At 46.6% G+C, this 24,780-nt stretch carries 19 protein-coding genes; 14 read left to right on the forward strand and 5 right to left on the reverse strand.

What is annotated here, in order from left to right:
- The 5 genes from ACRBG0_RS02540 to ACRBG0_RS02560 form a co-directional block, all read left to right on the forward strand.
- Positions 1-267 (forward strand): helix-turn-helix domain-containing protein (locus ACRBG0_RS02540; RefSeq protein WP_431485357.1); only part of this gene is annotated, 267 nt, incomplete at its 5' end.
- A gap of 185 nt (positions 268-452) precedes the next feature.
- Positions 453-1,856: a hypothetical protein gene (locus ACRBG0_RS02545; RefSeq protein WP_431485358.1), complete on the forward strand. Its 1,404-nt coding sequence runs from the start codon at positions 453-455 to the stop codon at positions 1,854-1,856.
- Positions 1,857-1,950: 94 nt separating this feature from the next.
- Positions 1,951-3,021: a hypothetical protein gene (locus ACRBG0_RS02550; RefSeq protein WP_431485359.1), complete on the forward strand. Its 1,071-nt coding sequence runs from the start codon at positions 1,951-1,953 to the stop codon at positions 3,019-3,021.
- A gap of 635 nt (positions 3,022-3,656) precedes the next feature.
- A complete protein-coding gene (locus tag ACRBG0_RS02555) occupies positions 3,657-5,321 on the forward strand; it encodes a DUF1800 domain-containing protein (protein WP_431485360.1) in 1,665 nt (554 codons plus the stop codon).
- Positions 5,322-5,335: 14 nt separating this feature from the next.
- A complete protein-coding gene (locus tag ACRBG0_RS02560) occupies positions 5,336-6,901 on the forward strand; it encodes a DUF1501 domain-containing protein (protein ID WP_431485361.1) in 1,566 nt (521 codons plus the stop codon).
- A gap of 71 nt (positions 6,902-6,972) precedes the next feature.
- Here the strand turns inward: ACRBG0_RS02560 and ACRBG0_RS02565 are convergent, their stop codons facing one another.
- On the reverse strand, positions 6,973-7,191 hold the full coding sequence (locus ACRBG0_RS02565; RefSeq protein ID WP_431485362.1) for a heavy-metal-associated domain-containing protein: 219 nt from the start codon (positions 7,189-7,191) through the stop codon (positions 6,973-6,975).
- 200 nt (positions 7,192-7,391) lie between these two features.
- Here ACRBG0_RS02565 and ACRBG0_RS02570 point away from each other — a divergent pair, with 200 nt between their 5' ends.
- Together ACRBG0_RS02570 and ACRBG0_RS02575 are read left to right on the forward strand one after the other, a co-directional pair.
- Positions 7,392-9,665: a TonB-dependent receptor domain-containing protein gene (locus ACRBG0_RS02570; RefSeq protein ID WP_431485363.1), complete on the forward strand. Its 2,274-nt coding sequence runs from the start codon at positions 7,392-7,394 to the stop codon at positions 9,663-9,665.
- A 297-nt stretch (positions 9,666-9,962) separates the two neighbouring features.
- Positions 9,963-10,859 (forward strand): hypothetical protein, encoded by an 897-nt coding sequence (locus tag ACRBG0_RS02575; protein WP_431485364.1) that lies wholly within the window; start codon positions 9,963-9,965, stop codon positions 10,857-10,859.
- Between the two features lie 169 nt (positions 10,860-11,028).
- Here ACRBG0_RS02575 and ACRBG0_RS02580 read toward each other — a convergent pair whose 3' ends face one another.
- On the reverse strand, positions 11,029-11,904 hold the full coding sequence (locus ACRBG0_RS02580; RefSeq protein WP_431485365.1) for a YARHG domain-containing protein: 876 nt from the start codon (positions 11,902-11,904) through the stop codon (positions 11,029-11,031).
- Between the two features lie 284 nt (positions 11,905-12,188).
- On the opposite strand from ACRBG0_RS02580, the gene ACRBG0_RS02585 reads away from it, so the two are divergent.
- The 5 genes from ACRBG0_RS02585 to ACRBG0_RS02605 all read left to right on the forward strand — a co-directional run bounded on the left by ACRBG0_RS02585 (position 12,189) and on the right by ACRBG0_RS02605 (position 17,764).
- The gene (locus ACRBG0_RS02585; protein ID WP_431485366.1) at positions 12,189-12,833 is read left to right on the forward strand and encodes a DUF2306 domain-containing protein; all 645 of its coding nucleotides are present in this window, start codon (positions 12,189-12,191) and stop codon (positions 12,831-12,833) included.
- 141 nt (positions 12,834-12,974) lie between these two features.
- Positions 12,975-14,939, forward strand: a complete 1,965-nt coding sequence (locus tag ACRBG0_RS02590) for a SulP family inorganic anion transporter (protein WP_431485367.1) — start codon at positions 12,975-12,977, stop codon at positions 14,937-14,939.
- A gap of 110 nt (positions 14,940-15,049) precedes the next feature.
- A complete protein-coding gene (locus ACRBG0_RS02595; protein WP_431485368.1) occupies positions 15,050-15,745 on the forward strand; it encodes a TetR/AcrR family transcriptional regulator in 696 nt (231 codons plus the stop codon).
- Between the two features lie 78 nt (positions 15,746-15,823).
- Complete coding sequence (locus tag ACRBG0_RS02600) at positions 15,824-16,696, forward strand: DUF1684 domain-containing protein (RefSeq protein WP_431485369.1); 873 nt, start codon at positions 15,824-15,826, stop codon at positions 16,694-16,696.
- 453 nt (positions 16,697-17,149) lie between these two features.
- A complete protein-coding gene (locus tag ACRBG0_RS02605) occupies positions 17,150-17,764 on the forward strand; it encodes a rhodanese-like domain-containing protein (protein WP_431485370.1) in 615 nt (204 codons plus the stop codon).
- 86 nt (positions 17,765-17,850) lie between these two features.
- Here ACRBG0_RS02605 and ACRBG0_RS02610 read toward each other — a convergent pair whose 3' ends face one another.
- A complete protein-coding gene (locus ACRBG0_RS02610; protein ID WP_431485371.1) occupies positions 17,851-19,146 on the reverse strand; it encodes a lactate 2-monooxygenase in 1,296 nt (431 codons plus the stop codon).
- A gap of 131 nt (positions 19,147-19,277) precedes the next feature.
- Entirely contained in the window at positions 19,278-19,682 is a 405-nt protein-coding gene (locus ACRBG0_RS02615; RefSeq protein WP_431485372.1) for a rhodanese-like domain-containing protein, read from the reverse strand.
- 175 nt (positions 19,683-19,857) lie between these two features.
- On the opposite strand from ACRBG0_RS02615, the gene ACRBG0_RS02620 reads away from it, so the two are divergent.
- Both ACRBG0_RS02620 and ACRBG0_RS02625 read left to right on the forward strand, forming a co-directional pair.
- Positions 19,858-22,224 (forward strand): TonB-dependent receptor, encoded by a 2,367-nt coding sequence (locus ACRBG0_RS02620; RefSeq protein ID WP_431485373.1) that lies wholly within the window; start codon positions 19,858-19,860, stop codon positions 22,222-22,224.
- A 3-nt stretch (positions 22,225-22,227) separates the two neighbouring features.
- A complete protein-coding gene (locus ACRBG0_RS02625; protein WP_431485374.1) occupies positions 22,228-23,145 on the forward strand; it encodes a DUF4249 domain-containing protein in 918 nt (305 codons plus the stop codon).
- 4 nt (positions 23,146-23,149) lie between these two features.
- Here the strand turns inward: ACRBG0_RS02625 and ACRBG0_RS02630 are convergent, their stop codons facing one another.
- Positions 23,150-24,535: an Ig-like domain-containing protein gene (locus tag ACRBG0_RS02630; RefSeq protein ID WP_431485375.1), complete on the reverse strand. Its 1,386-nt coding sequence runs from the start codon at positions 24,533-24,535 to the stop codon at positions 23,150-23,152.
- Positions 24,536-24,780 lie beyond the last annotated feature (245 nt).

The raw sequence follows: 24,780 nt of genomic DNA on the forward strand, positions 1-24,780 counted from the left end.
AATAAGTATACCGTTAAGCAACTGGCTTATGATCTTGCTATTAGTGAGCGGCAGATGCGGCGGCGAGTGAAACAGCTATTAGGTGTCGGCCCAAGTCAATTTGTGCGGCAAGTGCGTTTGCATCATGCTCAACAATTGATTTTTAATCGCAAATACAAAACGATCACCCAGGTAGCACGCGAGGTAGGATATAAGGACGTCGATTCTTTTCGGAATAATTTTCTGTCTTTTTTTGGGGTTTGCCCCAAAGAATATCTACGGCGATAAACGCATAACAGTGTAATATTTTGAGGGTGTCCGTTTTACCGGTGTTTTTGTCTGTTTTACCGGGGNNTGGCAGTGTTTTTGTCTGTTTTGCCGAAAATGGTTGAATTATATTTGTTTTGATTGAAATTTGGTCAATTGTATATTATATATGATTGGGTTATTTATAATGTCTAAAATATTAAAATATGACACCTGAACAGGAAAAACAACTCCTAGAGAGTATCTATGATCGGCTATTTGATGCGATCACCTACACACCTACTACAGGGGCTGCAAGTAAAAACCCCTTTACGGCGGAGGAAACTTTCATCCATTTTATGAAAAATGGAGCAATCAATCCAGAGGACTTTGATGATGCACGTACCCCCTCAAATCCACAAGGTAGTCGTAGATCTACTGCTCAATTTTCTCTACTAGTTGACAAAGTATCTCCTATGTCGCTGGAGTGGGAAAATAGCGGCGCCAAACTCAGTGAGCATTATGCGAATGTATTAGAAGGGGCAAATTCAACTGCTGAGACTGACCCTAAGGCCGAGAAAATGTACGACAAGGCTTTCGATTTTCTCAATGTTTTAGTAAAAGACCCATTTGATGAGGATGCAGAACCAGAACCAGACCTTAGCCCTGCATACCAAAAGTACAAAGCAAACCTTCGCAAGTATACCGATGCGACTATGGCCTATACTGCGGCATATAATAGTTATCTTGAGGTTTTAGATTCTGGTGATGAAAAAGCGATTAAAGATGCTGAGCGTCAATGGCAGGTAAACTCCATGATGTTGAGTAACGCGATCAGTGGTGCACAAGATGATTTAGTGGCAGGAAATGGAAAACATGTGGAGCGTGCGCTTGAAATTCTTAGAACAACGACCAATTCTGGTATTCGCAAAGCTTTGACTCGTGCGCAGGATGCCTTGAAAAAGTCGAAGCAGATTGATAATGCAGATCTTGGCGATTACTATACTACTTATGCTGTGCCTTCTAACTGGGCAGAAGGCGGGCCTAATTTTACCGAATTGAAAATCAGTGGCAGTGATACCAAAAAACGTTCTAGCTATAGCAGCAATAGCTTTTCTGTTGGAGGAGGTGTTAATTATGGTCTCTGGAAAGTGAAAGCTAGTGCAGAGGGTAAATTTGAAAAGGAAAATAGCAGTACCGATAAGAATAGTGTAGAGATTACTGCAAATATTGCCAAAGTGGATATTATTCGCCCTTGGTTTTCCGAGTCTATTTTTAGATTAGGTAATTGGTCTAATAATATTTCTCCTGATAAAGGCTCCATATCTAATGGAAAGATAGACTCCAGTAACGCAGGTGGGTATATTCCAATGTATCCTGTGGCCTTTATTGTGGCAAAAGATATTAGGATAAAAGCAGATTGGAGTCATGAAGATAAGGAAATCATCAGTCGGGCAGTTTCGGGTAAAGCTTCTGTTAGCTACGGGCCGTTCGCCACTGGAACTGCTTCCTACGATCATAAGAGTGGTTCTTCTGCATTCAACGCTGATTTTCAGAATGGGGAAATAAAAATACCCGGAATGCAAATCATTGGTTGGGTGAGCCGCCTAACGCCGTCTTCACCTAAATAGGCTAAATGGATTTAAAAAACAACTAACTCTCTTTAAGAAATTTATTAATAGAGGGTTAGTTGTTTTAATTAGTGTCTCATGAACATTTTTGCTTATGGATTTCATTAAGGCTTTTAGCAACCAAGTTTCTGATCAACTCTTGGTCACCAAACAAAATAAGGAAAATGAGCCTAGGCCTAGAGGCATGGCTATGGATGCTAGTGAACGCTCTGCTGGTCCTGTTCAAAGAGTTGAAACTTTTGTACAGTTTAATACCATCCCCAAAATAATAGAGCTTGAAGATTATGCAGATGCACATTCTTCTTCGAATCCAGGAGGAGGCTATCAAGCGGCCTACAAATTATTCGAGTTATCTGACCCCATACCTCAACTCAAGCCGACTTTTACAGATAGTAATGGAAGCTTAATGTCCCAATGGGATTTACTGGTAAATTCTGCATGGTCAGAAAATGAATTTACGACTAGAATGATCAGTAATGCTCAAAATAAGTTTGGAGTAGCAAAGCTTCAAGGAATGGGAGGTGTGCCTCAGGATTGGTATTTAATCAATGCAGTGCCTCAGAGTTGGACTGACTTGATTCAGGATTCCAGTAATTTAACAGAGATCACATTGGAAAAAGATGAGGAGTCAGAAAATGCATTTTTGACAATGGAGGGCGGTGGCCTAAATTGGGTTACTCTAGATGATAGAGGGCGCCCTATATTGGCGTCTAATTCTTCTGAAGAAAATAATTTGCAAAAAGTTACAATGCACTTGTTTAAATTAGATTTAGAGCGGCCGTGGTTAGATTTTGACCTTCTAAAACGGAAAGATTGGAAAATAAATGGGGTAGGCAGAACATATTTCAGTAATGGTAAACTTAAAAACAATCGGGGGGTACTGCCACTTATTATAACAAGCCTACTAATTACAGCTAAGACAAAGGTTATAGGAGCATTTGAGAAAGAAAAGATTGAACAATTAAAAAAAGATGAATACCAATCTGTTAACCTAGGACCAATTGCTTTGCGACATGGTGAAAATAGACCTGAAATTGAGCAAGAAGATAAGCATGGAAAAACAGCTATTACAAGTTCAGTGATTCAATTAGTAGGGTATATAAGTCATTTAACTCCCTTATCTCCGAGTTTGCCAAAAAAGAACCGACGAGATCAAGAAGTATAGGGTTATCGAAAAGAAACTTCCATAGCCTTTAGAATACAGTAATATTTTTTCTGCTATTGTAGAATAGTTTGCATTATCAGTTAAGCCCAAGTACAATAATTCTTTTGATATACGTCAGGCTAGCCACATACAATATTTAATATATTCGTTAATTTAAAGAAAACACACAAATTATTCCAGATCGTAATACGAAACGCCAACCCATTGACGTTATCCTCCCGAATCAGCTGCCCTTGCTGAATTCTTCACAACCCAAGCTTTGTTTTGCCTTCGTAGGCAGAAAACTACCCCACAGTTATTCTTTTTTCCCACTGAACGATCCTGGTCGGTACCACCGATTAGCAACTATTGCGTGAGATTTGTTTTAACGTCTTATTAGCAGCAACGTAAGCCGTATCATCGCGAAGCAGCTACGAAGTAAAATCTCACTTTACTAGGTAAAAGGTATATAGTACTTGGTAACACCACGCTAGGTTTATCAAAGCCCTTATACCCTGTACGAAATACCCAGTACGGTGAGGTATGCATAGGAGACGCATTACTTTTAGGTAATACATAAAAGCATAGCTCACGCATTTTCCCAAAAACGAGTGGATAAGCAATCTCCCCTGCTTGTCCCGTAAAAACCATTGCCCATGGATCGTAATACCGCGCTAGCTGGCCGCAGGGGGCGTCAGCAGCATTCAACGATCAACACTTTTTCTGCCGTCACGACGGATTTGGAGCCATACACTGGCGTTTGGGAGCAAGCTCAGGCTGCTCACCTGCTACGCCGGACTACCTTTGGTCCCAATAAAGCCACCCTTCAACAAGCCCAGGACCAGGGGCTGGATGCTACCATCCTCCAATTGTTTACCGATTTGCCCTTGCCGGAACCACCCCGCTATTATGATACAGAGGAAGGTGACGACCCCAATGTGCTACCGGAAGAAAGCTGGATAGATACGCCCTTGCCTGAGGAAGGCAACGTGCTGCCCAACCGCAGCCGCAGCCTGCAAGCCTGGACAATAGGATTGCTGCTGAACGAAGAAATATCGATCCGGGAGCAGTTGTGTTTGTTTTGGCACAATCACTTTGCGATCAATAATTCCGTTAATGATCCGCGCTTTTGGTACCGCTATATCACGACGATAAGAGGCCAGGCCTGGGGCAATTTTCGGCAACTGTGCAAAGACATCACCATCGACCCTTGCATGTTACGTTTCCTGAACGGCAACCAAAATGAAGCAGGGTCGCCCAACGAAAATTATGCTCGCGAGCTACTGGAATTGTACACGGTAGGGAAAGGCCCGTTTGCTGGCCCCGGTGATTATACCACCTTCACCGAGCAAGATGTAGAAGCGATGGCGCGCGTACTCACCGGCTGGACGGATACGGCTTACCAAACCACCGACCCGGAAGAGGAGTTGACTGCCGTTTTTCAGCCTGAACTCCATGATGTGCTGCCCAAGCAGCTTTCTGCGCGTTTTGGCGGGACAGTCATTACCGATTTGGGCGAGGAGGAATATGCTCACCTTATCGACATCATCTTTGCGCAAGCCGAGGTGGCTCGGCATATCTGCCGCAAGCTTTACCGCTGGTTTGTGTACTACAAGATTGATGAAATGACGGAGGCGCAGGTCATCTTGCCTTTGGCGCAGATGCTGATCGACAATGATTACGAGATCGCTCCGGTTTTGCAGGTCTTGCTGTGCAGCAACCACTTCTACAGCATTCTCAATCAGGGGCCAATGATCAAGCATCCCATCCAGTTTGTGCTCGGCCCGATTCGGCAGTGTGGCGTAGCCTTTCCGGAAGAATGGCAAGAACAGTACGTGCTCTGGCAGCAGCTGCATGAATTGACGGATAGGATGGATATGGCCTACTACGACATACCAGAAGTAGCGGGCTGGAAGGCTTATTATCAGCAACCCTTGTTTTACCGCAATTGGATCAACTCCATCAGCTTGCAACAACGCAGCGGCTACGTTCGCAACCTGGTTGTCAATGGCTACACACCAGGAGAGGTAACCTTGAGAATGGACCCACTGGCGTTTATCGCTACTCTGGAAGACCCGCTGGAGCCCAACGTGATGATCGCTGAAATAGCCACGTTGCTATTGCCCCAGCCTCTGGAACCTAGTCAACTGACGGCACTCAAGGAAATTTTGATCCCCGGTCTGCCCGATTTTGAATGGACGCTAGAGTACGGCAACTACCTCGGAAGTCCGGATGATGAAACCATTCGCCAAGCGGTAGAAAGCAAGCTCCAAGATTTATTCGTGGGGCTGTTTAATATGGCGGAGTTTCATTTATCCTAAAAACTATCTACAAAATGAAAAGGAGAAATTTCCTTCAAACAGCGGCAGCGGGTACTGCTGCCAGCTTGCCTTTTTTTCTGAATGGCATGCCTTTGCAGACAATGGCCAAGTCGGCTTTGTTTAGCAATGTTAATCCTGATAATGATAAAGTTTTGGTGTTGATTCAGCTCATTGGTGGCAATGATGGCTTGAATACGATTATCCCGCTCGACCAATATGCGGGGCTGGCCCAAGTGCGGGGCAATATTATGATTCCAGAGCAGAATGTGTTGTCGCTCACCGATACAGTAGGCGTACATCCGGGGCTGAGTGTCTTGCGCTCACTTTACGAAGAAGGCAAGGCCGGCGTAGTGCAAGCGGTGGGTTACCCCAACCAAAATCGCAGCCATTTTCGGAGTATGGATATCTGGAATTCGGGCTCGGGAGCCGAAGAAACGTGGTCGACAGGCTGGCTGGGCCGCTACCTCGATAGTTATTTTGATGGTTACCCGGAAGGTTACCCCAACGAAGAAAATCCGCATCCTTTTGCCATCACAATGGGCGGCAATGTATCCGAAACCTGCCAAGGTTGGGCGGCCAACTACAGCCTGACAGTCTTTGATCCATTCTCATTGAATCCACTGCTGGAAGGGGAAGGAGGCGCTTTACCCGATACGCCCTACGGTGATGAGTTGTCCTTTTTGCGGCATTCCATCGCGCAGACCAACGCCTATGGAGAGGTGATTACCGAGGCGGCTAATTTGGGCGCAAATACGGTGGTGTATCCAGAAACGAGCCGTTTAGCTCGGCAGCTAAAAAATGTGGCCTTACTCATCAGTGGAGGAATACAAACCAAGGTCTTTGTGGTAAGTATGGGTGGTTTTGATACCCATGCAAATCAGGTGTTGGAAGACGGCCCACTGGGTGGTGAGCATGCACAACTGCTCAAAGCGGTATCACAGGCTATGACTTCGTTTCAATTGGATCTGGCCAATCTAGGCTTGGAAGACCGCGTGCTGAGTATGACTTTTAGTGAGTTTGGCCGCCGGATTCGTTCCAATGCCAGCTTTGGTACTGACCACGGAACAGCTGCACCGCTGATGCTTTTTGGTGCCTGTGTGAACCCTCAGGTTTTGGGCGAAAATCCTGAAATTGATGGTCAGATCGGTAATTCAGAAGGTATCCCGATGCAGTATGATTTTCGCGATGTCTACGGCTCTATCCTGCTCGACTGGTTTGAGGTAGAGGAAAGCCAGGTGCGCAATTTGCTGTATGACGACTTTACCTATCTGCCTATTTTAAACAACTGTGAATCGGTGGTGAGTGCCGAAGAGCAGGACGTTCCCGGCTTGAACGTAGGGACGTTTCCCAATCCTTGCCAGGCAGGTTTCACACTGAGCTTTCAGTGCCAGCGGGAGCATGTTCGCATTACGTTATTTGATGCCGTTGGGGCGGTAGTCCGTCAGTTGGCGGCTCGAACACTACCGCCTGGCAGGCACCGAATGGAAGTAGATATGAGCAAGCAACCGTCCGGTGCCTACTTCGTGCGCCTGCAAATTGGGCAGCAAATACAGACGAAGCGGGTGGTGAAATTGGGGTAGTGTAGCTTATGATTTTGAACCATGTAAGGTCATTTAAGAGATTATAAGAAAAAACTTATATGTCCTTAATCTTATATGGTTCCCCCCACTTTCTCCTCTATATCAAACCCAGCGTCATCTATCGCCTCGATGATCGCTTCGCTGGTGGCTTGCCCTTCGACGGTCAGGATTTTCTCAGGATTATCCGTGTCAACGGTCCATTTTTCTATACCTGGCACTTCATTGAGGAAATTAGTCACGGAGCGCACACAGTTGCTACAGTTGATATTGGTCTTAAACTGTTTGGTCATCTTATCTTTGTTTTTTATTAGCTTAGCCAGAATGGCCCTCTTGAATAGAATTAAGAACAGCACGAAAATAAATGCAATTTGGCTACGCCGCTACTACGTGGTTAGTTTCCAAGTAGTTGACTAAAATGGTTCACTTTAAGTGTATCAACTATTTGGAAGGCTAAAGAAATCGCTATTTATTTTCTGCGCAATAATAACGCATGCAAAGGTACCTTCGTTTAATACTGTTACCGATTTTCGGAACAATGATCTTGATCACCCTTCAAGGACAAGAAGATTCGGTAATCTTGTTGGAGGGAAAGGTGATAGAGTATGAAACAGGAGAGGCCTTGCCTTTTGCGACTTTGGTGTTGGTCAAGGATACTCAGCAAGGTGTTGTAACGGATATTGACGGTAATTTTAGCTGGGAAGTACCTGCAAATACGCGTGCTGAAGTAGACGTTAAGTATCTCGGATTTGTTTCGCAGAGGCTTACGGTAGGAAGTATTCAGGAAAACAGTACGATAGCGTTATCTTCTGATGTTGCTCCTATTAATCCAATAATTGTACGTGCCAAAATCAACTATGATGAACTGTACTCGCCGACGGTGCAGCGTCTGGAGCAAGATGCGCTATGGGGAGAGGATGCCATTAATATTGCTCGCGCTTTTGATGGCTTACCTGGAGTGCAGATTCAGCAGGGTGCACTCAATACCCAACGGCTGAGCTTGCGTGGCATTGGTGCTCGGACGCCTTTTGCTACGGATCAAGTACGTCTCTACTGGAATGATATACCGCTTACCAACGGTGCAGGAGAGAGTGTCCTTGAGGATATCGAAAGCGGCTTTTTGGAGATGGCTTACGTGCAAACCGGCCCTGCCCCCGCCGCGCTGGGGGCCAACTTGGGTGGGAGTATCCAGCTGGTGAGCAAGCAATGGAATTTACTCAATTGGGCAACGAGCTTTGGCGTCTCCGCCGGTGACTTTGGACGCAACCGCGAATGGGTGAATTTACACAATAGAGCAGGAAAATGGGAGCAAGATCTCAGCGTTGTACGTAGCGCCAGCGACGGCTATCGGGACAATAATGATTATGAAAGAGTTTCGGGGACGATCATTGGGCGAGTGAGCAACTATACCAATGAAACCCTGTATTTGGTACATCTGCGGCAGTTGCAAGCGGAAATTCCTAGCTCTCTTAATGCCAATGACTTTGCTGAAAAGCCTACGGCTGCGGCCTTCAATTGGGCATCCGTCAATGGACGTGAAGATCAATTGACCTACCTGCTGGGACTACAACATACCCATGAAATCGGTAGCCTAAAAGGACTGGGCAGATTGATCAATCGCTCGTCGGTTTTCGGTGGTCGACGTACCAATGATGAGGTGCGCCCTTTCGATATCATCAACGAAGACAGCTATCAATATGGCCTACGTACCAATTTTATCTTTCGCGATGCTCCTGCCCTCAAAGGCAGTTTTCAGGTCGGGGGCGAGTTGTTTTTGGAAAATTACGATATCACGACTTTCCAGGTACTCGATGGCGGTGCCAAGGGCGATGAACTCGGTTCCCAAAATGAAAACCGCTTCTATTATTTTGCTTTCAGCCAGTGGACGGCCCTTTGGGGAAACAATTGGAAGACCGTGGTAGAGGGAAACCTCCGCCAGACCTTGTACAGTTGGCAAGCGGTTAATCTGGATCGTGAGTTTAATTTTGACCCTGTTTTTCTGCCTAGCCTGAGTGTCTTTTATCAGCCAGCGGATAAACGTTGGAGTATGCACGCCCGTGTAAATAGGGGCATCTCTCAACCCGATCCTTCTTCATCCATCGAAAACTCCTTCCTGAATGGTGAACCGTTAAGCCCTGCTACGGGCTGGAACCGGGAAGTTGGCGTGAAATGGTATGCCAATAATTTTTACCTGGAAATCACCGCGTTTCAAATGGATTTGGAAGATGCGCTGGTACAGCGACAGGATGGGATAGGGCGAGTACTGTTTTTTAATGGCGGTTCGGCGCGGCACCAAGGCATCGAGTTTCGTCTTGCCAAAGGTTGGTGGCTGAATGATCATTTCCTGCATTTTAAAACCAATTATACTTTGGCGGATTACCGATTTCGAGATTTTCAGGAATTAGATGGCGATTACTCCGGCAACGATATCCCCGGCGTGCATCCGCACCGCTGGCGCAGCGACTTTAGCTGGAAAGCCAACCGTTGGGGCGCTTCCCTCAGCTTGGATGTTGCTGCTAAACAATGGGTGGACGATGCCAATACGACTTCGGCAGATGGCTTTTCGGTGGTACATACTCGACTGTCCCATGATTTTCCTAACCTGGGACGTGGACTGAAAATATACGCAGGTTGTAATAATATTTTCGATCAGGCTTACGCCGGAATGGTACAAGTCAACGCCAGTGGATTTGGTAGTAATTTACCAAGGTATTTCTATCCGGCTTTGCCGAGGTACTTTTATCTTGGAGTGGATTATGGATTGTAATACAGCATAGCTGTTGGAAAGAATCTTACAGATGCCTTTCAACTTGGTTGTCATAAAAAACCGTGTCAATCTTGTTAAACCCGCTTGATCCGTGTTCTATCTTGTTAGACAGGATGGAACACGGATTATCACGGCCTTCTTTTTTTGGAAAATCTGCGTTGATCCGTCTGATCCGTTTAATCCGTGTTCCATCACGTAGACTTAGAGTTTGAAGTTTTGCTGCGTTTAAGCTATTGTTGAGTAGACTTCAAAACCTGAACGGTGTTTGAGTGTTATGAAGGATGAAAATGAATAATTATGGAGATTCGCCGGATACCTCGCGAAGAGATTGATAAAACCAAATGGAACAGTTGTGTTCACTATGCTACCAACGGTAACGTCTTTGGTTACATGTGGTACTTGGATGCGATGGCCCGTCAATGGGACGGCCTGGTAGAGGGCGATTACGAATCGGTGATGCCTTTGACTTATAAAGATATGAATTGGGGGCAGCAAGGTTTGGTGCAGCCACCGCTTGTGCGAGAATTAGCGATCTACAGTGTCAATCCTCCATCAACTAAGCGCAATGAGGCCTTTTGGGCTGCCTTGCCAGAGGAGTACAAGCAAGTAGATTTACAGCTGGATGCGTTTAGCCAACCCAGGGATGCTGGTTGGGTGACGGAAGAGACGAGTAATTATTTTCTCCCTTTGTCTGATGCCTACGAGGTACTCCGCGAACGCTATTCCCAAACCTTAATCGACCAATTAGAGACCGCTAGAGAAGCCGACCTCTATCCTGTTTCAAGCATCAAGCCCGAGAAGATAGCAGAATTGTTTCGCAAGATGAAAGGTAACCTCACGGAGCCTGAGTTTCATGGCCTCCAGCGGATCATGTACAATATCCTCCACCGTGGCTGGGGTTTTGCCTCCGGCATCATGAACCGCGAACAGGAAGTGCTGGCCGCTGAGTTTTTTATCTATAGCCACGGCCGTGTTATGAGTCTCGCTCCTGTAGAAACCGCCGCCGGTAGCAAAGTTTTTGCCAAAGCCTATCTCTACGACTTGATGATTCGCCAACAAGCCAATAAACCCCAGTCGCTAGACTTTAATACCAGTACCCAAGATGCTGATTTCGCTAGCCACTTCGGTGCTCTCAATTACGAATACTACCGCGTACAGCGCGAACGCCCCAAAGGCTGGCGTGGCTTGTTTTAAAGGCAGGAGGTCTTTCACCACATAAGTGTGGTATTAAAGAAAAACTATGTGTCTATGTGATGAAGAGTACTTGGTTTTTATCACATAGTCATATAGATGGGGTTAGGGGATTATAAATCTCTATGTCTATGTGTTAAAAATCATTGATGTCCTTTGGTGGTCCGAAACCCTACCGTCCAAATTCATCATAATACTCATCGTAGTACGTCTCGTATTCGTAGATCAGCTCAATGTTTGCAATTTCAGTGGTGGTAAGCTCCCGACGGATATCTGTTGTCACAGGCATATACCAATCCTGTTCTTCAAAGTAATAGCGCATATCTTTTATCTTAAAACTGTACCCGTGGCGCGCGTAAATCTCGTTGCGCATGAGGCGTAGTTCATCCGAGTTGTAATTCCATACATCTTCTTCGGTCAGTAGTCGTTGGGAAGCTTCCGGCCACTCGCCAACAGTGGGCTGGTAGCGGAAGTTCTTGGTTGTCAGTGTGTAGGTACGCGCCGTGTTGCCTTTAGCACGGAAGGGCTTCCACTCGCCTTGAAGTTGCTGCTTGGCCGGATAGATGGTAAAGGTGAAGGTGCCATCATAGGGATCATTTCCGGGTTCGGCGAGTTCACAGACGTAATATTCTCCTGACTTTTGTTCGGTGATGCGGCCAGTGAGTGGGCGATAGTTGCCTGCACATACACTGTAGCCTCGGAGTTCCTGTCCTTGCTGTTCAGCAAGAATAAGTGTGATTTGGTTGGGGCCAAAGGTGCCGGTGTAATAGCCCAGAAACTCGTTGTTGGTAATGGCTTGCCCTAGTTGCTGTAGGTCTTTCTGCATAAGCTCCTGGTTGGCCGTCATGGCAGGCCCGATGGCTTGGACATTGCTGGCAAAATGAGCGGAAGCAGAATTACTGGGTCGTTCTTTAGCCGGACGGGTCGCCTCGGGTGCGGCTGATTCTGTCTGTGGCGCAGTAGCAGTTGTATCCGCAGGTGGATTAGAAGGGCCTCCGCAGGAAAGTAGGGCGAGGCACAGTAATGCGAATAGAATTCTTAGGGTCATGATGGTGGGCGTTTTGCTGGTTTTACGAATAAAGCGGGTTGTTAAATCGTAAATATATGCGCTATGCTTTGAAAATTGTGAGCTACCGCATTAATTTAACGGATATGCCCCTTTTTTGAAGGAGCTAAATTGCGTAAGCGATGTGAAAGGGTGGCACGGTGACAACAGTGCCAGACAGCGATCCGATTTAATCGGGAGAGCTGGCCGAACGAACAGAGAGCCCTGTAACGTAGCGCCCCTGTAACGCAGAGAAAGGGGGACGCCCGAAATAGCTAAAACAAACAATGGCCAATAATAAAAATAGGACTCTTCTTAGAGGAGGAAAATACCTCCTCCTTGCTATTTTACTCTTCTTTACCTACCGGATGGCCTTGCTCAGTTGGCCCTACCTCGGGTTTGATGATCGGGTAGCATTTTTACGGATCAAGCAGTCGGTGATACATATCTCGTGGTGGAAGGTGGCTTTCTATGTGCATGTGTTTACGAGTATTTTACTGCTGCTTGCGGGCTTTACACAGTTTAGTGGCGAACTACTAAAACGGTATCCCGGCGTACATCGGGGTGCGGGTAAACTGTACGTTTTTGTGCTGCTTTTTCTTTCTGGGCCAGCAGGCTTATTGTTGGCTATTAAAGCAAATGGGGGCGTGTGGTCGCAGTTGGCTTTTACCACGCTAGCCGTGTTATGGTGGTGGTTTACCTGGCAGGCCTGGCGAAGCATTATTAAAGGCCAACTAAAAGCACATCAAGACTTTATGTGGCGAAGTTTTGCACTGACGCTTTCTGCCGTGACATTACGATCCTGGAAGTGGTTGGTTGTGTTGGTTTGGGCGCCGCCACCGATGGATACCTACCGATTGGTAGCCTGGCTAGGCTGGGTACCAAATCTATTATTGGTCGAATGGTGGATCAGAAGAAAAAAAACGTATTGAGTCATTTTCTCTGTAATAAGTACTGAAAATCAGTAAATCACTTCTTTTAAGGACTTTAAGTGAGGTTTTTTTTGAAAGTCGAACTTTTCTTTGAGTTAAATGTGTTATAATGGGAATAGTTTTACTATAAAAATATTCCTCTTGGCAATATCAAAAATTTTTAAACTCGATTTCTCTAATATCCGTGGCGACTTCTTTGGTGGCCTTACTGCGGGTATTGTCGCATTACCTCTGGCATTGGCTTTTGGTGCCCAAACAGAATTGGGGGCTATTGCAGGTCTCTATGGTGCGATAGCCTTGGCTGTTTTGGCAGCGTTTTTTGGCGGCACAGCGACCCAGGTAAGTGGCCCTACTGCTCCAATGACGGTTGTGTCGGCGGCGGTAATCGCAAGTTGTATCACTGAGTCAGGTGCTACGTCGGTAGCAGAGGCGATGCCACTGATCATAGCTACGTTCTTTTTGGCAGGAGCTTTGGAGGTTCTTTTCGGTGTCATTCGATTGGGGCGCTATATCCGTTATATACCCTATCCTGTGGTTTCGGGGTTTATGAGTGGTATTGGAGTAATCATTATCATCACGCAGATTTTTCCGTTGATAGGTTACAATCCTACACAAGACCTGCAGCTCGTTGAGCAACGTTTACCTCATGCGGAAGAGATTATTCTGGAGAAAATCTTACAGGAAGAAGAAGCTGAAGGCGTACTTAGTGGAGTGATGAGCAAGGAGGATCTGGAGGAAACGACCCGTCGAGCGCAAGAGGTAAGTGTGGAGGACATTCGCACTGAGGCAGTGAAGCAGGCCAAGAGAGAAGCTAGTGGCACAGTAGGCACCATTCAATACCTAAGCCGCCCCTTCAAAATTCCTAATGGAATCAACTGGATAAACTTTATAGTAGGGCTGTGTACTATTGTGATTATTTATGGGTTTAAACGAATAACCAAAGCGGTACCATCGTCATTAGTTGCACTGATATTGATGACACTGGTCGTCTATTTCTTTTTCCCAGGGCAAGTACCTGTAATTGGCGAAGTGGAGTCGGGCTTACCTTCCTTGCAGCTTGGCTTTTTAGGAGCATTTGGGAATTTAGGGATGCTCGGCACGATTTTTAAATTCGCCCTTACCCTAGCGGCATTGGGGGCTATCGATTCGCTGCTCACATCAGTAGTGGCGGACAATATTACCAAAACCAAGCACGATAGTGATCAGGAGTTGATCGGGCAAGGAATCGGTAATATGGGGGCTGCTTTGATTGGTGGACTTCCTGGTGCGGGAGCTACGATGCGGACGGTTATCAATGTAGATTCTGGTGGTAAGACCAAGCTTTCTGGAATGATTGCAGGCGTTTTTCTGCTGGCAGTTTTGCTGGGAGTAGGCCCAGTGGTATCTTATGTGCCCAATGCAGTTTTGGCAGGAATATTATTTACAGTAGGCGTAGGAATCATAGATTACAAAGCGTTACGTCACATCAAAACACTACCATTACCTGATACGATAATAATGGTAGTAGTATTATTATTGACCGTTTTTGTTGACTTGCTTACGGCGGTCGGTGTTGGTATGGTATTGGCTGCACTGTTATTTATGAAGAGCATTTCCGATGTAGTTGAACATAAAACACAAACGGCTTCTTCTTCTTTACGTGATTTCTCGAGGGAACAAGCTTGGGACGATGATGCAGAATTGATTGAGGAATATGGCGATCGTGTGTATATAAAGCACTTGGATGGACCTCTTTTCTTTGGTTTTGCCAGTCGTTTTCAGGAGATGGTACAAGCATTGCCCAATGTGTCTATTGTCATTATGCGTATGCAAAGGGTACCCTATGTGGATCAGTCCGGCCTATACGCAATGGAAGAAGCGGTAATGGAGCTTCATAACCAGGGGATTGCTGTTGTATTTACAGGGTTACACGGGCAACCATTAGATATGTTTAAGCGAATCAACCTTATCCCCGGATTGATTGATGAAAAGTACCTCTTTAAGAGTTTTCGCACTTGTTCCGCGTGGTTAATTGAAATCATGAAGGATGATCAAACACTTAATAATATTATAGCTGACCAGCTCGCTGATTCTATTAGAATAAGCGATGAAGTTGACGAAGTTTAAAAAAAGTTGAACAAGTCTTTGGGCTAAATGCTTTACAAAAAGTAAAGTGAAGCTATTTTTGTGGATAGGGATACTGCGAGAGGCGGTCACTCCCGCCAAAAAGAGACAACATGGCGATTAGAATACAGATGCAGTTGAACGAGAAATTATTTCTCCGAGACCCACAGGATACTAAACTTGGTCGGAATATTATTCGCTATAGTATTTTGTTAATTGATGATATCGGTTTTGAACAATTTACATTCAAGAAACTGGCGGAAAGGATTGAATCCACAGAAGCTTCCGTATACCGATATTTTGAAAACAAGCACCTCCTGTTGGTCTATTTGCTGTGTTGGTACTGGGAGTGGACAAAGTTTCAGCTGGATTTTAATACCAATAATATCGAAGATCCATGCCAGAAACTACGTATCGCTATTGCTACGATCGTCAATACCGCTAAGCGTAACGCAACGATTGAGTTTGTAGACGAAGACATCCTCCACAAAGTAGTGGTTGCCGAAGGCGTAAAAGGCTACCACAGCAAATCAGTAGATCAGGAAAACAAAGAAGGCTTCTTTGCTACATACAAGTCCCTGGCGGCTAAAATTGGGGGCTTTATTACCGAAATCAATCCCGGTTTTTCTTACCCACGTGCACTGGCGAGTACCCTCTTAGAAATGGCCAAAGACCACACCTACTTTGCCGAACACCTCCCTCGCCTGACAGACGTTGAGGTGGAAAACGGCGACCTTAGCCAGGTAGAGGAACTATTGCTTGACTTTGCTTTCCGGCTCATCAAACCGGAGGTGGTGAATGCCTGTTAACGTATTAACAATGCAGTAGGTGTTTTGAAATCATTGGGGTAAAGTGTATGTTTACTGGCACGCTAAAACCAATAACCGGTGATCCACAAAACCTTCCTCTTACTACTGTCTCTTCTCCTCATCAATTCTTGGTCGTGTAAAACCCAGCAGTTGGTGCAGCCTCCACTGCCTGATAATTATACCCAGCAAATCGAAGAATGGCGCTCAGCAAGAATGGCCGGTTTGTTAGCCCCCACCGGCTGGCTGAGCCTTATTGGTTTGCACTGGTTGCAGGAAGGCGTAAATGAATGTGGGAGCAAAGAGGGCGTCCGGGTGCCTTTGCCCGGCAATGCTCCGGCAGTAGCTGTCACTTATACTTTGAATGATGGGCAGGTGAGCTGCGACCCCAACACTTCAGCAGGCGTAACCATGCTGTCGGCTAATAACTGCCAGTTGGAATACCAATCCTTACAGTGGCAGCTCCTGGAGCGGGGAGGTCGGCATGGCGTACGTATCCGAGATACTTTACTCCCTTCCAGAATCAGGCTGGCACCTATCGAATATTTCCCCATCAACCCTGCTTATCGCGTTTACGCTGCCTGGGAACCCAGTAATGGCCCCGATTCCGTACTGATGCGCAATGTGCTGGACATGGAATATTATGTGCCCGTGGTCGGAAAGCTACGCTTCACCCTCGACGACCGCCTGCATGAACTAACAGCTCTGGATGGTGGCCCCAATGACCTGTTCCTGATTTTTGCCGATAAAACGACGGGCGAAACAACCTATGGTGGCGGTCGCTACCTTTATTGTTCACGCGCTGGAGCAGATGGCCGCACCATCATCGATTTCAACAAAGCCTACAATCCACCCTGTGCTTTCACCGAATTTGCGACCTGCTTGCTGCCGCGTGTCGAAAATACCTTGCCAATAACCATTCTGGCCGGAGAGAAGAATTACGGGGGTCATTAGCAAGACTTTTTTGGGCCCCGCCCACTGGTACCCAGGGGCGCCAGGCTATCCGCAAGCTCCTATCCTTGGTCCTTGCGGCCTCCGGCCCCCGAGCTACAGGCTCCGCCTTTCGCGCTGACTTAGTGGCTTGGGCTGAAGCCCTACGATTTGGGACACATTTATGTGTCTTGACCTCAGTAGAGGTCAAATATTGGTAAAACCATGTTTGTTGGAGTTAAAACGACCTCGGATGAGGTCGAATATCAATACGAATTGGAGGGCTCGTTAGGAAGAATCAAAATAGAGGGCGATATTTATCATGTGCGACCTCATCCGAGGTCGTTTCGTTATTTGTTTATCTTTTCTACCAATATTCCACCTCTCCGAGGTGTTTTGGGGTAGAAAAAGTGTTATTAGTACCGCGCTTGATCTTCTTTAAGTAGGCCTTCTGTCTGAGCGTTAAAAACAAAAAAAATGAATATTCCAAAAATAACCCTGGCCCTGTTTTTTGTTCTGATCACCGCACCATGCATCGGGCAAACTACCCAGAACACAGAGCGCACCACCACCTACCCTAAAGCCAAGGTGAGTTATGATGATTTTAAAGAACTGGTGGCAGAAGTAGAAAGCATCAGGTCAGAACGATTGGTCAGCCTGGATCAATTTTTAGCGTTACAGCAGGATACGAATACCGTTGTGTTAGATACGCGTTCCCGAGACAAGTACTTGGCTAAACACTTGAAAGGAGCCATAAATCTACCATTCACCGAATTTACCCAGGCAACACTCAGGAGGCTAATTCCTGATACGAGCACCACCATATTGATCTATTGTAACAATAATTTCTCTGGTGATGAGATACTTTTTCCGACTAAGAATTTCGTACCCGGCAGGGCCGGAGATAGACGTTTTTTGGCCGAGCGAAGACCCATTTCCCTCGCACTAAATGTCCCCACCTACATAAATCTCTATGGCTACGGTTACCGCAATATCTATGAACTAGACGAACTCGTCGATATCAAAGACCCTCGCGTTGAATTTGAAGGGGACAGCTTCTTTAAAGCCTTGATACCTGTAGATGAAAATTGATCGTCAAAACAACCCCCAAACCATCAAACCCCCAAACCTTTTCAAAGTGGAAGTGGGAAGTCAGCATTCGGAAGTATTAGATTGCCCTAATGGCTACGCGTTACTTCCGATTTCCCACTTCCGATTTTCGACTTCCTAACATCCTCCACCCTTGCACAGCCACTCAGCCGCATAGTCAGCTCAAAGTCAGCCCACAGGTTTTGCAGAACGGTACTTACACCAGCTTCACCGGCAATGGCCAGACCGTAGGTGTAAGGGCGACCAATACAAACGGCATTGGCCCCAAGCGCCAGGGCTTTAAACACATCGGCACCCGTTCGCACCCCACTGTCAAGCAGCAAGGGAAAATGATCACCTACGACCTGCTTAATGGCAGGCATCATCTCAATGGTACTCACGGCACCATCTACCTGGCGGCCACCGTGGTTACTGATGATGAGTCCGTCCACCCCGGCATCCATTGCGCGGCGGGCATCCTCCGGATGGTGAATGCCTTTCAGGATGATGGGTAGCTTGGTATGCTCCCGCAAGAAAGGCAGATCGTCCCAGTTTAGCGAAGGCTTGGTGTAAAGGTTGATAAACTGTCGAACAGCCCGCAATGGCCGTCCGGAACGTAAGTTGCCGAAAAAACTACCAGGGTAATTGTTCATCAATTGATAAACGGCCTGCAATGTCTTCAAGGTAATCCGCCGCTTTGGCGAAACCAGTCCTTCTTCTTCCGGCATGTCCAGCATTTGTTGAAAAACAGGATCACTGGTATACTGGGCAATCCCCTTGCCTCGTAAAAAAGGTAAATAGGCCATGTCCAAATCTCGCAAACGCCAACCTAGCATCGTGGTATCTAGTGTGACCACAATGGCTTCGCAACCGCTGGCTTCTGCGCGTTGTACCAAGCTGGCCACCAAGTCGTAAGATTTGCTCCAATACAACTGAAAGAAGCGTGGTCCAGCGCCCATCACTTTGCTCACCTCCTCCATCGGCACGCTAGCCTGATTACTGAAGATGAAGGGCAAGCCTAATTGAGCAGTAGCCCGCCCTACGGCCAAGTCTGCCTCTCGGTGACAAAGATCAAGCACACCCACAGGGGCCAGTAGAATAGGAGCGGGTAAACGTCGGCCAAATAGCTCAATGCTGGTGTCAAAGGAACTCACATCACGCAACATCCGTGGCTGAATATGCCATTTTTTGAAGGCCTCCCGGTTGCGTTGCACTGTCAGCTCGCGACCGGCACCGCCAGCTACGTAGGCGTAAGCTTCGGGGCTCATGCACTTTTGGGCAGCTCGTTCCAGGGCCAGTGGGTCACTAGGTACCAATGGCATCTGACCGCTAAGGCCCTGAAGGTAAATGTCGCGTTGGCGTTCTACGGCGGATACAGTGGGCATGGTTACGAATTGAGGGTGCTAAAAGAGGTGTGTCTGACTAAAAATAGTCAAAATGTATCTACTTGATAACCGCAATAAAAAATCTCTGCGGGCTCTGCGGCTTTGCGCGAACACTTAAATTTGAACATTCGCTAATTTTCTGCACTCCACCCCTGATAGCCACCTACCAGGTTGTAGACACTCTTAAAGCCCATCCCTTCCATCATGCTGCAAGCAGAAGAGCTACGCCCTCCACTGCGGCAATAAACCAGGTAGGTTTTGTCAGGATCAAGTTTTCCAAGCTGTTCTTGGAAATCGGGCGCACGAAAATCAAGTTCTTGCGCACCGGTAATCATCCCTTCGGCTGTTTCCTCTGGTGTGCGGACATCGAGAACTACAACGCCCCTTGTCTCCATCTTTTGCTTAAACTCAGCAACATTAAGATCCTGAAACCCTTCGTTGTTGGAGTCTGTGTTTGACGAAGACTGACAACTGGCCGTCATTAAGGCGAGAAGTAGATAGCTCAGTAAGCTTAGGTTTTTCCAGCTTGTTATCATTGCGTTAAAATTTGCGTTAAGACAAACGGTGGGGTCTTTTCCTCCGTCTATGCAGGGGTGGATTTATTGCGTACTTATCTAAATACTCAAAAATCCTGGGAATTTTCCATAAAACCAACTCTGTTGGGTAAAAATTGGAAATAGACAATTACTCATTAAAACTAAAACCTTTTTTATGCCTACACGCTACTTGACGGGGCTTGCCCTTCTGCTTTCCTTTTTTGCGAGGGGCCAGTCTTATACCATTAGCGGCTACCTGGAGGACGAAGCGACTGGCGAAAAGCTCATCGCTGCCAATGTCTACGACAGCTTCTCCGGGGCTGGTGCCGTTACCAATACGTATGGCTTTTTTAGCCTCACCTTGCCAGCCGATTCTGTGGGCCTTTCTTTTAGTTATATCGGTTATCAAAGCCAGGAAGAACGCTTTGTCCTTTCGGAAAACCGCACCCTCAATATCAGTTTGTCGCCTTACGTAGAACTGGCCACCGTGGAGGTAACCGCCGAACGTGGTGATCGCATTGAAGAACGAACCCAGATGAGTAGGGTAGAGGTGCCAATTGAACAGATTAAACGAATCCCGGCCCTCCTCGGCGAGGTCGATGTCCTCAAAGCTTTGCAGCTTCTGCCCGGAGTGCAATCTGGCGGTGAGGGACAAAATGGCCTCTATGTCCGCGGTGGAAGCCCTGACCAAAACCTGGTGTTGCTGGACGGTGTGCCGGTTTACAATGTGAGTCACCTGCTGGGGATTTTCTCGGTATTTAACGCGGATGCCATCAAGAATGTCACGCTTACCAAAGGCGGTTTTCCAGCTCGTTATGGCGGGCGCTTGTCCAGTGTACTGGAAATAAATATGAAGGAAGGCAACCTGCAAGAATGGCATGGCGAAGGGTCTATTGGCCTTATTTCCTCGAAACTTACCCTCCAGGGGCCTATCCAAAAAGGAAAAACAAGCTTCCTGATCTCAGGCCGACGCACTTATGCCGATTTGATATTCAAACCCATTATTAAAGCCAATACGCCTCCGGATGAGACGATTGATGTGGGGCTCTATTTCTACGACCTCAATGCCAAGATACAGCACAAAATCAACGACAAACACCGGGTATTCCTCAGTGCCTACACAGGTGCGGATGTGTTTACCAATCGCTATGCTGACGAATATGGCGCGTTCTCTGGTGGTATCGACTGGGGAAACCTGATTTCTGCGGCTCGTTGGAACTGGCAAATAAGCCCTAAAATGTTCGCCAATACCACGCTTACTTACAGCAAGTATGAGATCGATATCAGCGCAGGGAGCGAAAACTTCAATGAGAATGGCCCTGATGATAAATTTTCAGCCCTCTACGTTTCAGGTATCGAAGATATTGGTGGTAAAATCGACTTTGATTTTATTCCCAACCCCAATCATTACCTCCGTTTTGGTGCGGGTTGGACCAACCATACCTACCGCCCGGGTGCCCTCAATTTTGAGTTGACAGATGGCGAGGATTTTAACCTGGATACGCTGATCGGTTCACAAAATAGCTACAGCAACGAGTTGTTCCTTTATGTCGAAGATGATTTCACGTTGGGCCCGCTGAAAATCAACGCAGGTATTCACGCTTCAGCTTTTGCGGTAGAAGACGAGTTTTATACTTCCATACAGCCGCGTGTGGGACTTCGCTATCTGCTAGACAATGATTTGGCCATCAAGGCAGGCTTTAGTACCATGACCCAATACATTAACCTGCTCACCAGCGAAGCGCTTTCCCTGCCTTCGGATTTGTGGGTGCCCAGTACGGCAAAAATAAAACCGCAACAAAGCTGGCAGGTCGCTTTAGGCGTAGCCAAAACCATTAACGAAGACTATGAACTGAGTGTAGAGGGCTACTACAAAGAAATGCAAAACGTGATCTCCTTTAAAGAAGGCGCGAGTTTCTTGTTTGGCCTCGAAAATGATTGGCAAAGTAAAGTGACACAGGGCGACGGCGAGTCTTACGGGCTAGAGCTTTTCTTTCAAAAGAAACGTGGCCGTACCACAGGATGGATCGGATACACGCTGAGCTGGAATTACCGCCAATTCGATGAAATCAATAGCGGTCGGAAATTCCCGTTCCGTTATGATCGTCGCCATGATGTTTCTGTCGTAGTGAACCATGATTTTTCAGAAAAAATTGGTATTTCAGCGGCTTGGGTTTACGGAACAGGCAATGCCATTACGCTGAATACGATCACTTATCCCAATAATGTTTACGGTGGTGGCGGTGGTGGATCTCCTTTCTTCAGTGAGATTGAAACGGGTGGCGAAAAAAATGCCTTCCGCATGAGTGATTTTCACCGGCTGGACCTCAGCGTTGAGTTTCGTAAGCAAAAGCCTAAATGGGAGCGCAAATGGGTCATTGGTGTTTACAATGCTTATTACCACCGCAACCCCTACTACGTTATTGCTGATACGCAGTATGTGCGTGATGCGCAAGGCAATATCATTGATGAAAAGCGAGTGTTTAAGGAAATCAGCATTCTGCCCATTATTCCATCTGTTTCTTACCAGTTTAAATTTTAGAAGATGAAAAATATAAGCTACCTTTTTACAATAGCCGCCTTGGCGCTATTTCTCAATAGTTGCGATGGAGATTCTTTCTCCCAAGTTGTAGCCATCGATGTGCCAGAACATGATCCTCGGCCAGTACTTAACCTCCAGGTTGAAGCAGGGCAGGAGGGTATACTCAATACATTGGTGACCAATAGCAAAGGGATACTTGACCCTGAAAGCACCTACGAGCTACCCCCTGATGCTACGGTCACGCTTTACCGCAATGGGGATGTTTTTGCGACTTTCGATTTTTCAGAATTTGATCAGCGTTATTTGGCGGGCTTAAGCGATCCTTTTCCCAGTCAGGCTGGCGATACTTATCTCCTGGAAGCCAATATTCCTGGTTTCGAACTGGTGCAAGTTAGTCAGGAAATGCCAGTCATCCCCAAAGTTAAAAACGCCACTTACGAGGTAGAAGGAACCATTGATCCGGAAGGCTACAGGGTGGATGAGTTGATCGTAGATGTCATAGATCAAGAACCAGGAAAGACCAATTTTTATGGCCTGGATCTGTTTGAACTTTACTATGAAGTAGATCCTTTGACGGGAGATACGACGAATGTTTACCGCAGTAAAGTTGGTATCGACACCAATGACCCTTTGCTTTCTTACGGATCACGCTACAGCTTGATTTTTAATGATGAAAGTTTCTCTGGCGGCGAGTACCAGGCGCGTTGTTACACGTACTACAGCATTGGTGAAGGGGTTGGTTTAGAAGTTCACCTTTACCAACTTACGGAAGACGCCTTTCTGTATGCCCGTTCGTATGAGCAATACCAAAACGCGATAGACAACCCCTTCGCAGAACCGGTGACGGTACACAGCAACATCCCCAATGGCTACGGGATCTTTAGCCTCACGAATAAGGATGTGTATTTGATTGAGGATTAAGTTCTCAAATCTTGTCCCGTAACCAACTTAAAAAAAGTGGAGATTGAAACATTCCCTCACTATTATGACCAATGCCGGGTACGACGATCTTCTCCGATTGATGCGTAGCCGCGTAATTGGTTTCCATGAGTAAAAAGATGTTTTCTCCGCGGCGGAAACGATTTTCGCCCAGCAAAACGGCTTCACAATCGCTGGTGTTGAGGCTACCTGTAGTGACTACATCCTGGTCGCCTAGGAAATAGCTAATCTTTCGTTCGACGACCTGTTGGTCAACCGTCGTTTCAGGTACAGTGCTCAGGTAGGGCGGAGGAGAAACAAAACCAAGGGGCCACCGATTATAGGCTGCGCAGCCACTTACGGCTACAAATTCACCTGTCCCTTGATCATAACGCAGATCATCCGGATAGTAGAAGTACTGGCTATTGGCCACAACGTAGCGAAAGTTTAGCTCTGGATAAGTGTTTTCGCTCGTATTGGCGGCTGCATAGGCTTGGGTAAATAATGCACCCGAAGAGTGCCCGGCAATAATGATGGTCTCCAACACCGGAAAGCGATCCTGGTCTGCAAGTTGATCAATGATTTGATCAATTACTGTAAAGGAACTGATATTAACGGCCCCATCCGAATTTTGGCCTTCGCGCCAACCGGAATCTGACCAATAGATTTCTCCATTTTGAGCCGCTGAGGCATTCTTGAAGTAAGGAGCAATCAGAATGCTTTTGTCATCAAAATCTTCCTGGCGTAAGCTGCTCATCATGTAAGAGAAGTAATTGTCGGCATCCCTGTTGAGGCCGTGTACGACAATTACAGCACTAGTGAGTGCCTCCCAACGGGCGTTGGCCAAATCCAGTGGGTAACTATTATAAAAAGTAAACGTTCCTGATTGCCCGCCAGGGCCATTGATGATTTTGCTGCCTAGGCAATCATCACTGGCCGTAATACAAGGTGGTAAAGTGGTGATGACGCCTCCATCACGCGTGGTAAAGTTGCGTACCAGCGGCTGAGCGAGAGCCTCTTCGTTTTGGCCCAAAGCCGAAGTATTTACTTTTAACTCGTAAGTGGTAGATGAGGCAAGTGTTGTGCTAATAATCGCTTTTGAGGAAGCATTGGTATAGTTGATGTCTAGGTTGTTCACCACTCCTGATGCACTGCTCAGTGAAAAAGCAGCCGCAAATTTTGTAGGTGTCACCGCACTGGAAAAACTGATTTCAAAGGTGGCGTCTGTAGCTACGTTGATCGTTCCGTCTACCAGCGGAATGCCGTTGGCCGTGATGTTGAGTACCGATAAATTCGGGACGGTCATTTCTTCTTTGTCACAACTGCTTTGTAAGAGGACACTGAAAATCAGTATTAGTCCCAGGAAGTGGTATTTAGAGAAGGGAGTAGTCATTATATTCTGCTTAACAGTTTGATGAAATTGGTAGAAACCCCGATGGACGCATTTGGGCACAAACCCCAAACACGTCCATCTCGATAGTTGTTGTTTAAACTTTTCATATAGTTTGCCAATTTACCAACTTTGGGTTGGCAGACTATATTGAGGTGTTTGGGAGGTAGTAGCATCTAAAATTTACGATAATCGAAGTCCTTCTACCCTGTACCAAATACCTTGTGCCGTGAGGGTGCCTGGTTGAA

The sequence above is a fragment of the Lewinella sp. genome, assembly GCF_050633125.1.
Classification (GTDB): domain Bacteria; phylum Bacteroidota; class Bacteroidia; order Chitinophagales; family Saprospiraceae; genus Lewinella.

Coding starts and splice junctions, on each gene's coding strand:
- ACRBG0_RS02545 (WP_431485358.1), top strand. CDS start 453: ATGACACCTGAACAGGAAAAACAACTCCTAGAGAGTATCTATGATCGG.
- ACRBG0_RS02550 (WP_431485359.1), top strand. CDS start 1,951: ATGGATTTCATTAAGGCTTTTAGCAACCAAGTTTCTGATCAACTCTTG.
- ACRBG0_RS02555 (WP_431485360.1), top strand. CDS start 3,657: ATGGATCGTAATACCGCGCTAGCTGGCCGCAGGGGGCGTCAGCAGCAT.
- ACRBG0_RS02560 (WP_431485361.1), top strand. CDS start 5,336: ATGAAAAGGAGAAATTTCCTTCAAACAGCGGCAGCGGGTACTGCTGCC.
- ACRBG0_RS02565 (WP_431485362.1), bottom strand. CDS start 7,191: ATGACCAAACAGTTTAAGACCAATATCAACTGTAGCAACTGTGTGCGC.
- ACRBG0_RS02570 (WP_431485363.1), top strand. CDS start 7,392: ATGCAAAGGTACCTTCGTTTAATACTGTTACCGATTTTCGGAACAATG.
- ACRBG0_RS02575 (WP_431485364.1), top strand. CDS start 9,963: ATGGAGATTCGCCGGATACCTCGCGAAGAGATTGATAAAACCAAATGG.
- ACRBG0_RS02580 (WP_431485365.1), bottom strand. CDS start 11,904: ATGACCCTAAGAATTCTATTCGCATTACTGTGCCTCGCCCTACTTTCC.
- ACRBG0_RS02585 (WP_431485366.1), top strand. CDS start 12,189: ATGGCCAATAATAAAAATAGGACTCTTCTTAGAGGAGGAAAATACCTC.
- ACRBG0_RS02595 (WP_431485368.1), top strand. CDS start 15,050: ATGGCGATTAGAATACAGATGCAGTTGAACGAGAAATTATTTCTCCGA.
- ACRBG0_RS02605 (WP_431485370.1), top strand. CDS start 17,150: ATGAATATTCCAAAAATAACCCTGGCCCTGTTTTTTGTTCTGATCACC.
- ACRBG0_RS02610 (WP_431485371.1), bottom strand. CDS start 19,146: ATGCCCACTGTATCCGCCGTAGAACGCCAACGCGACATTTACCTTCAG.
- ACRBG0_RS02615 (WP_431485372.1), bottom strand. CDS start 19,682: ATGATAACAAGCTGGAAAAACCTAAGCTTACTGAGCTATCTACTTCTC.
- ACRBG0_RS02620 (WP_431485373.1), top strand. CDS start 19,858: ATGCCTACACGCTACTTGACGGGGCTTGCCCTTCTGCTTTCCTTTTTT.
- ACRBG0_RS02625 (WP_431485374.1), top strand. CDS start 22,228: ATGAAAAATATAAGCTACCTTTTTACAATAGCCGCCTTGGCGCTATTT.
- ACRBG0_RS02630 (WP_431485375.1), bottom strand. CDS start 24,535: ATGACTACTCCCTTCTCTAAATACCACTTCCTGGGACTAATACTGATT.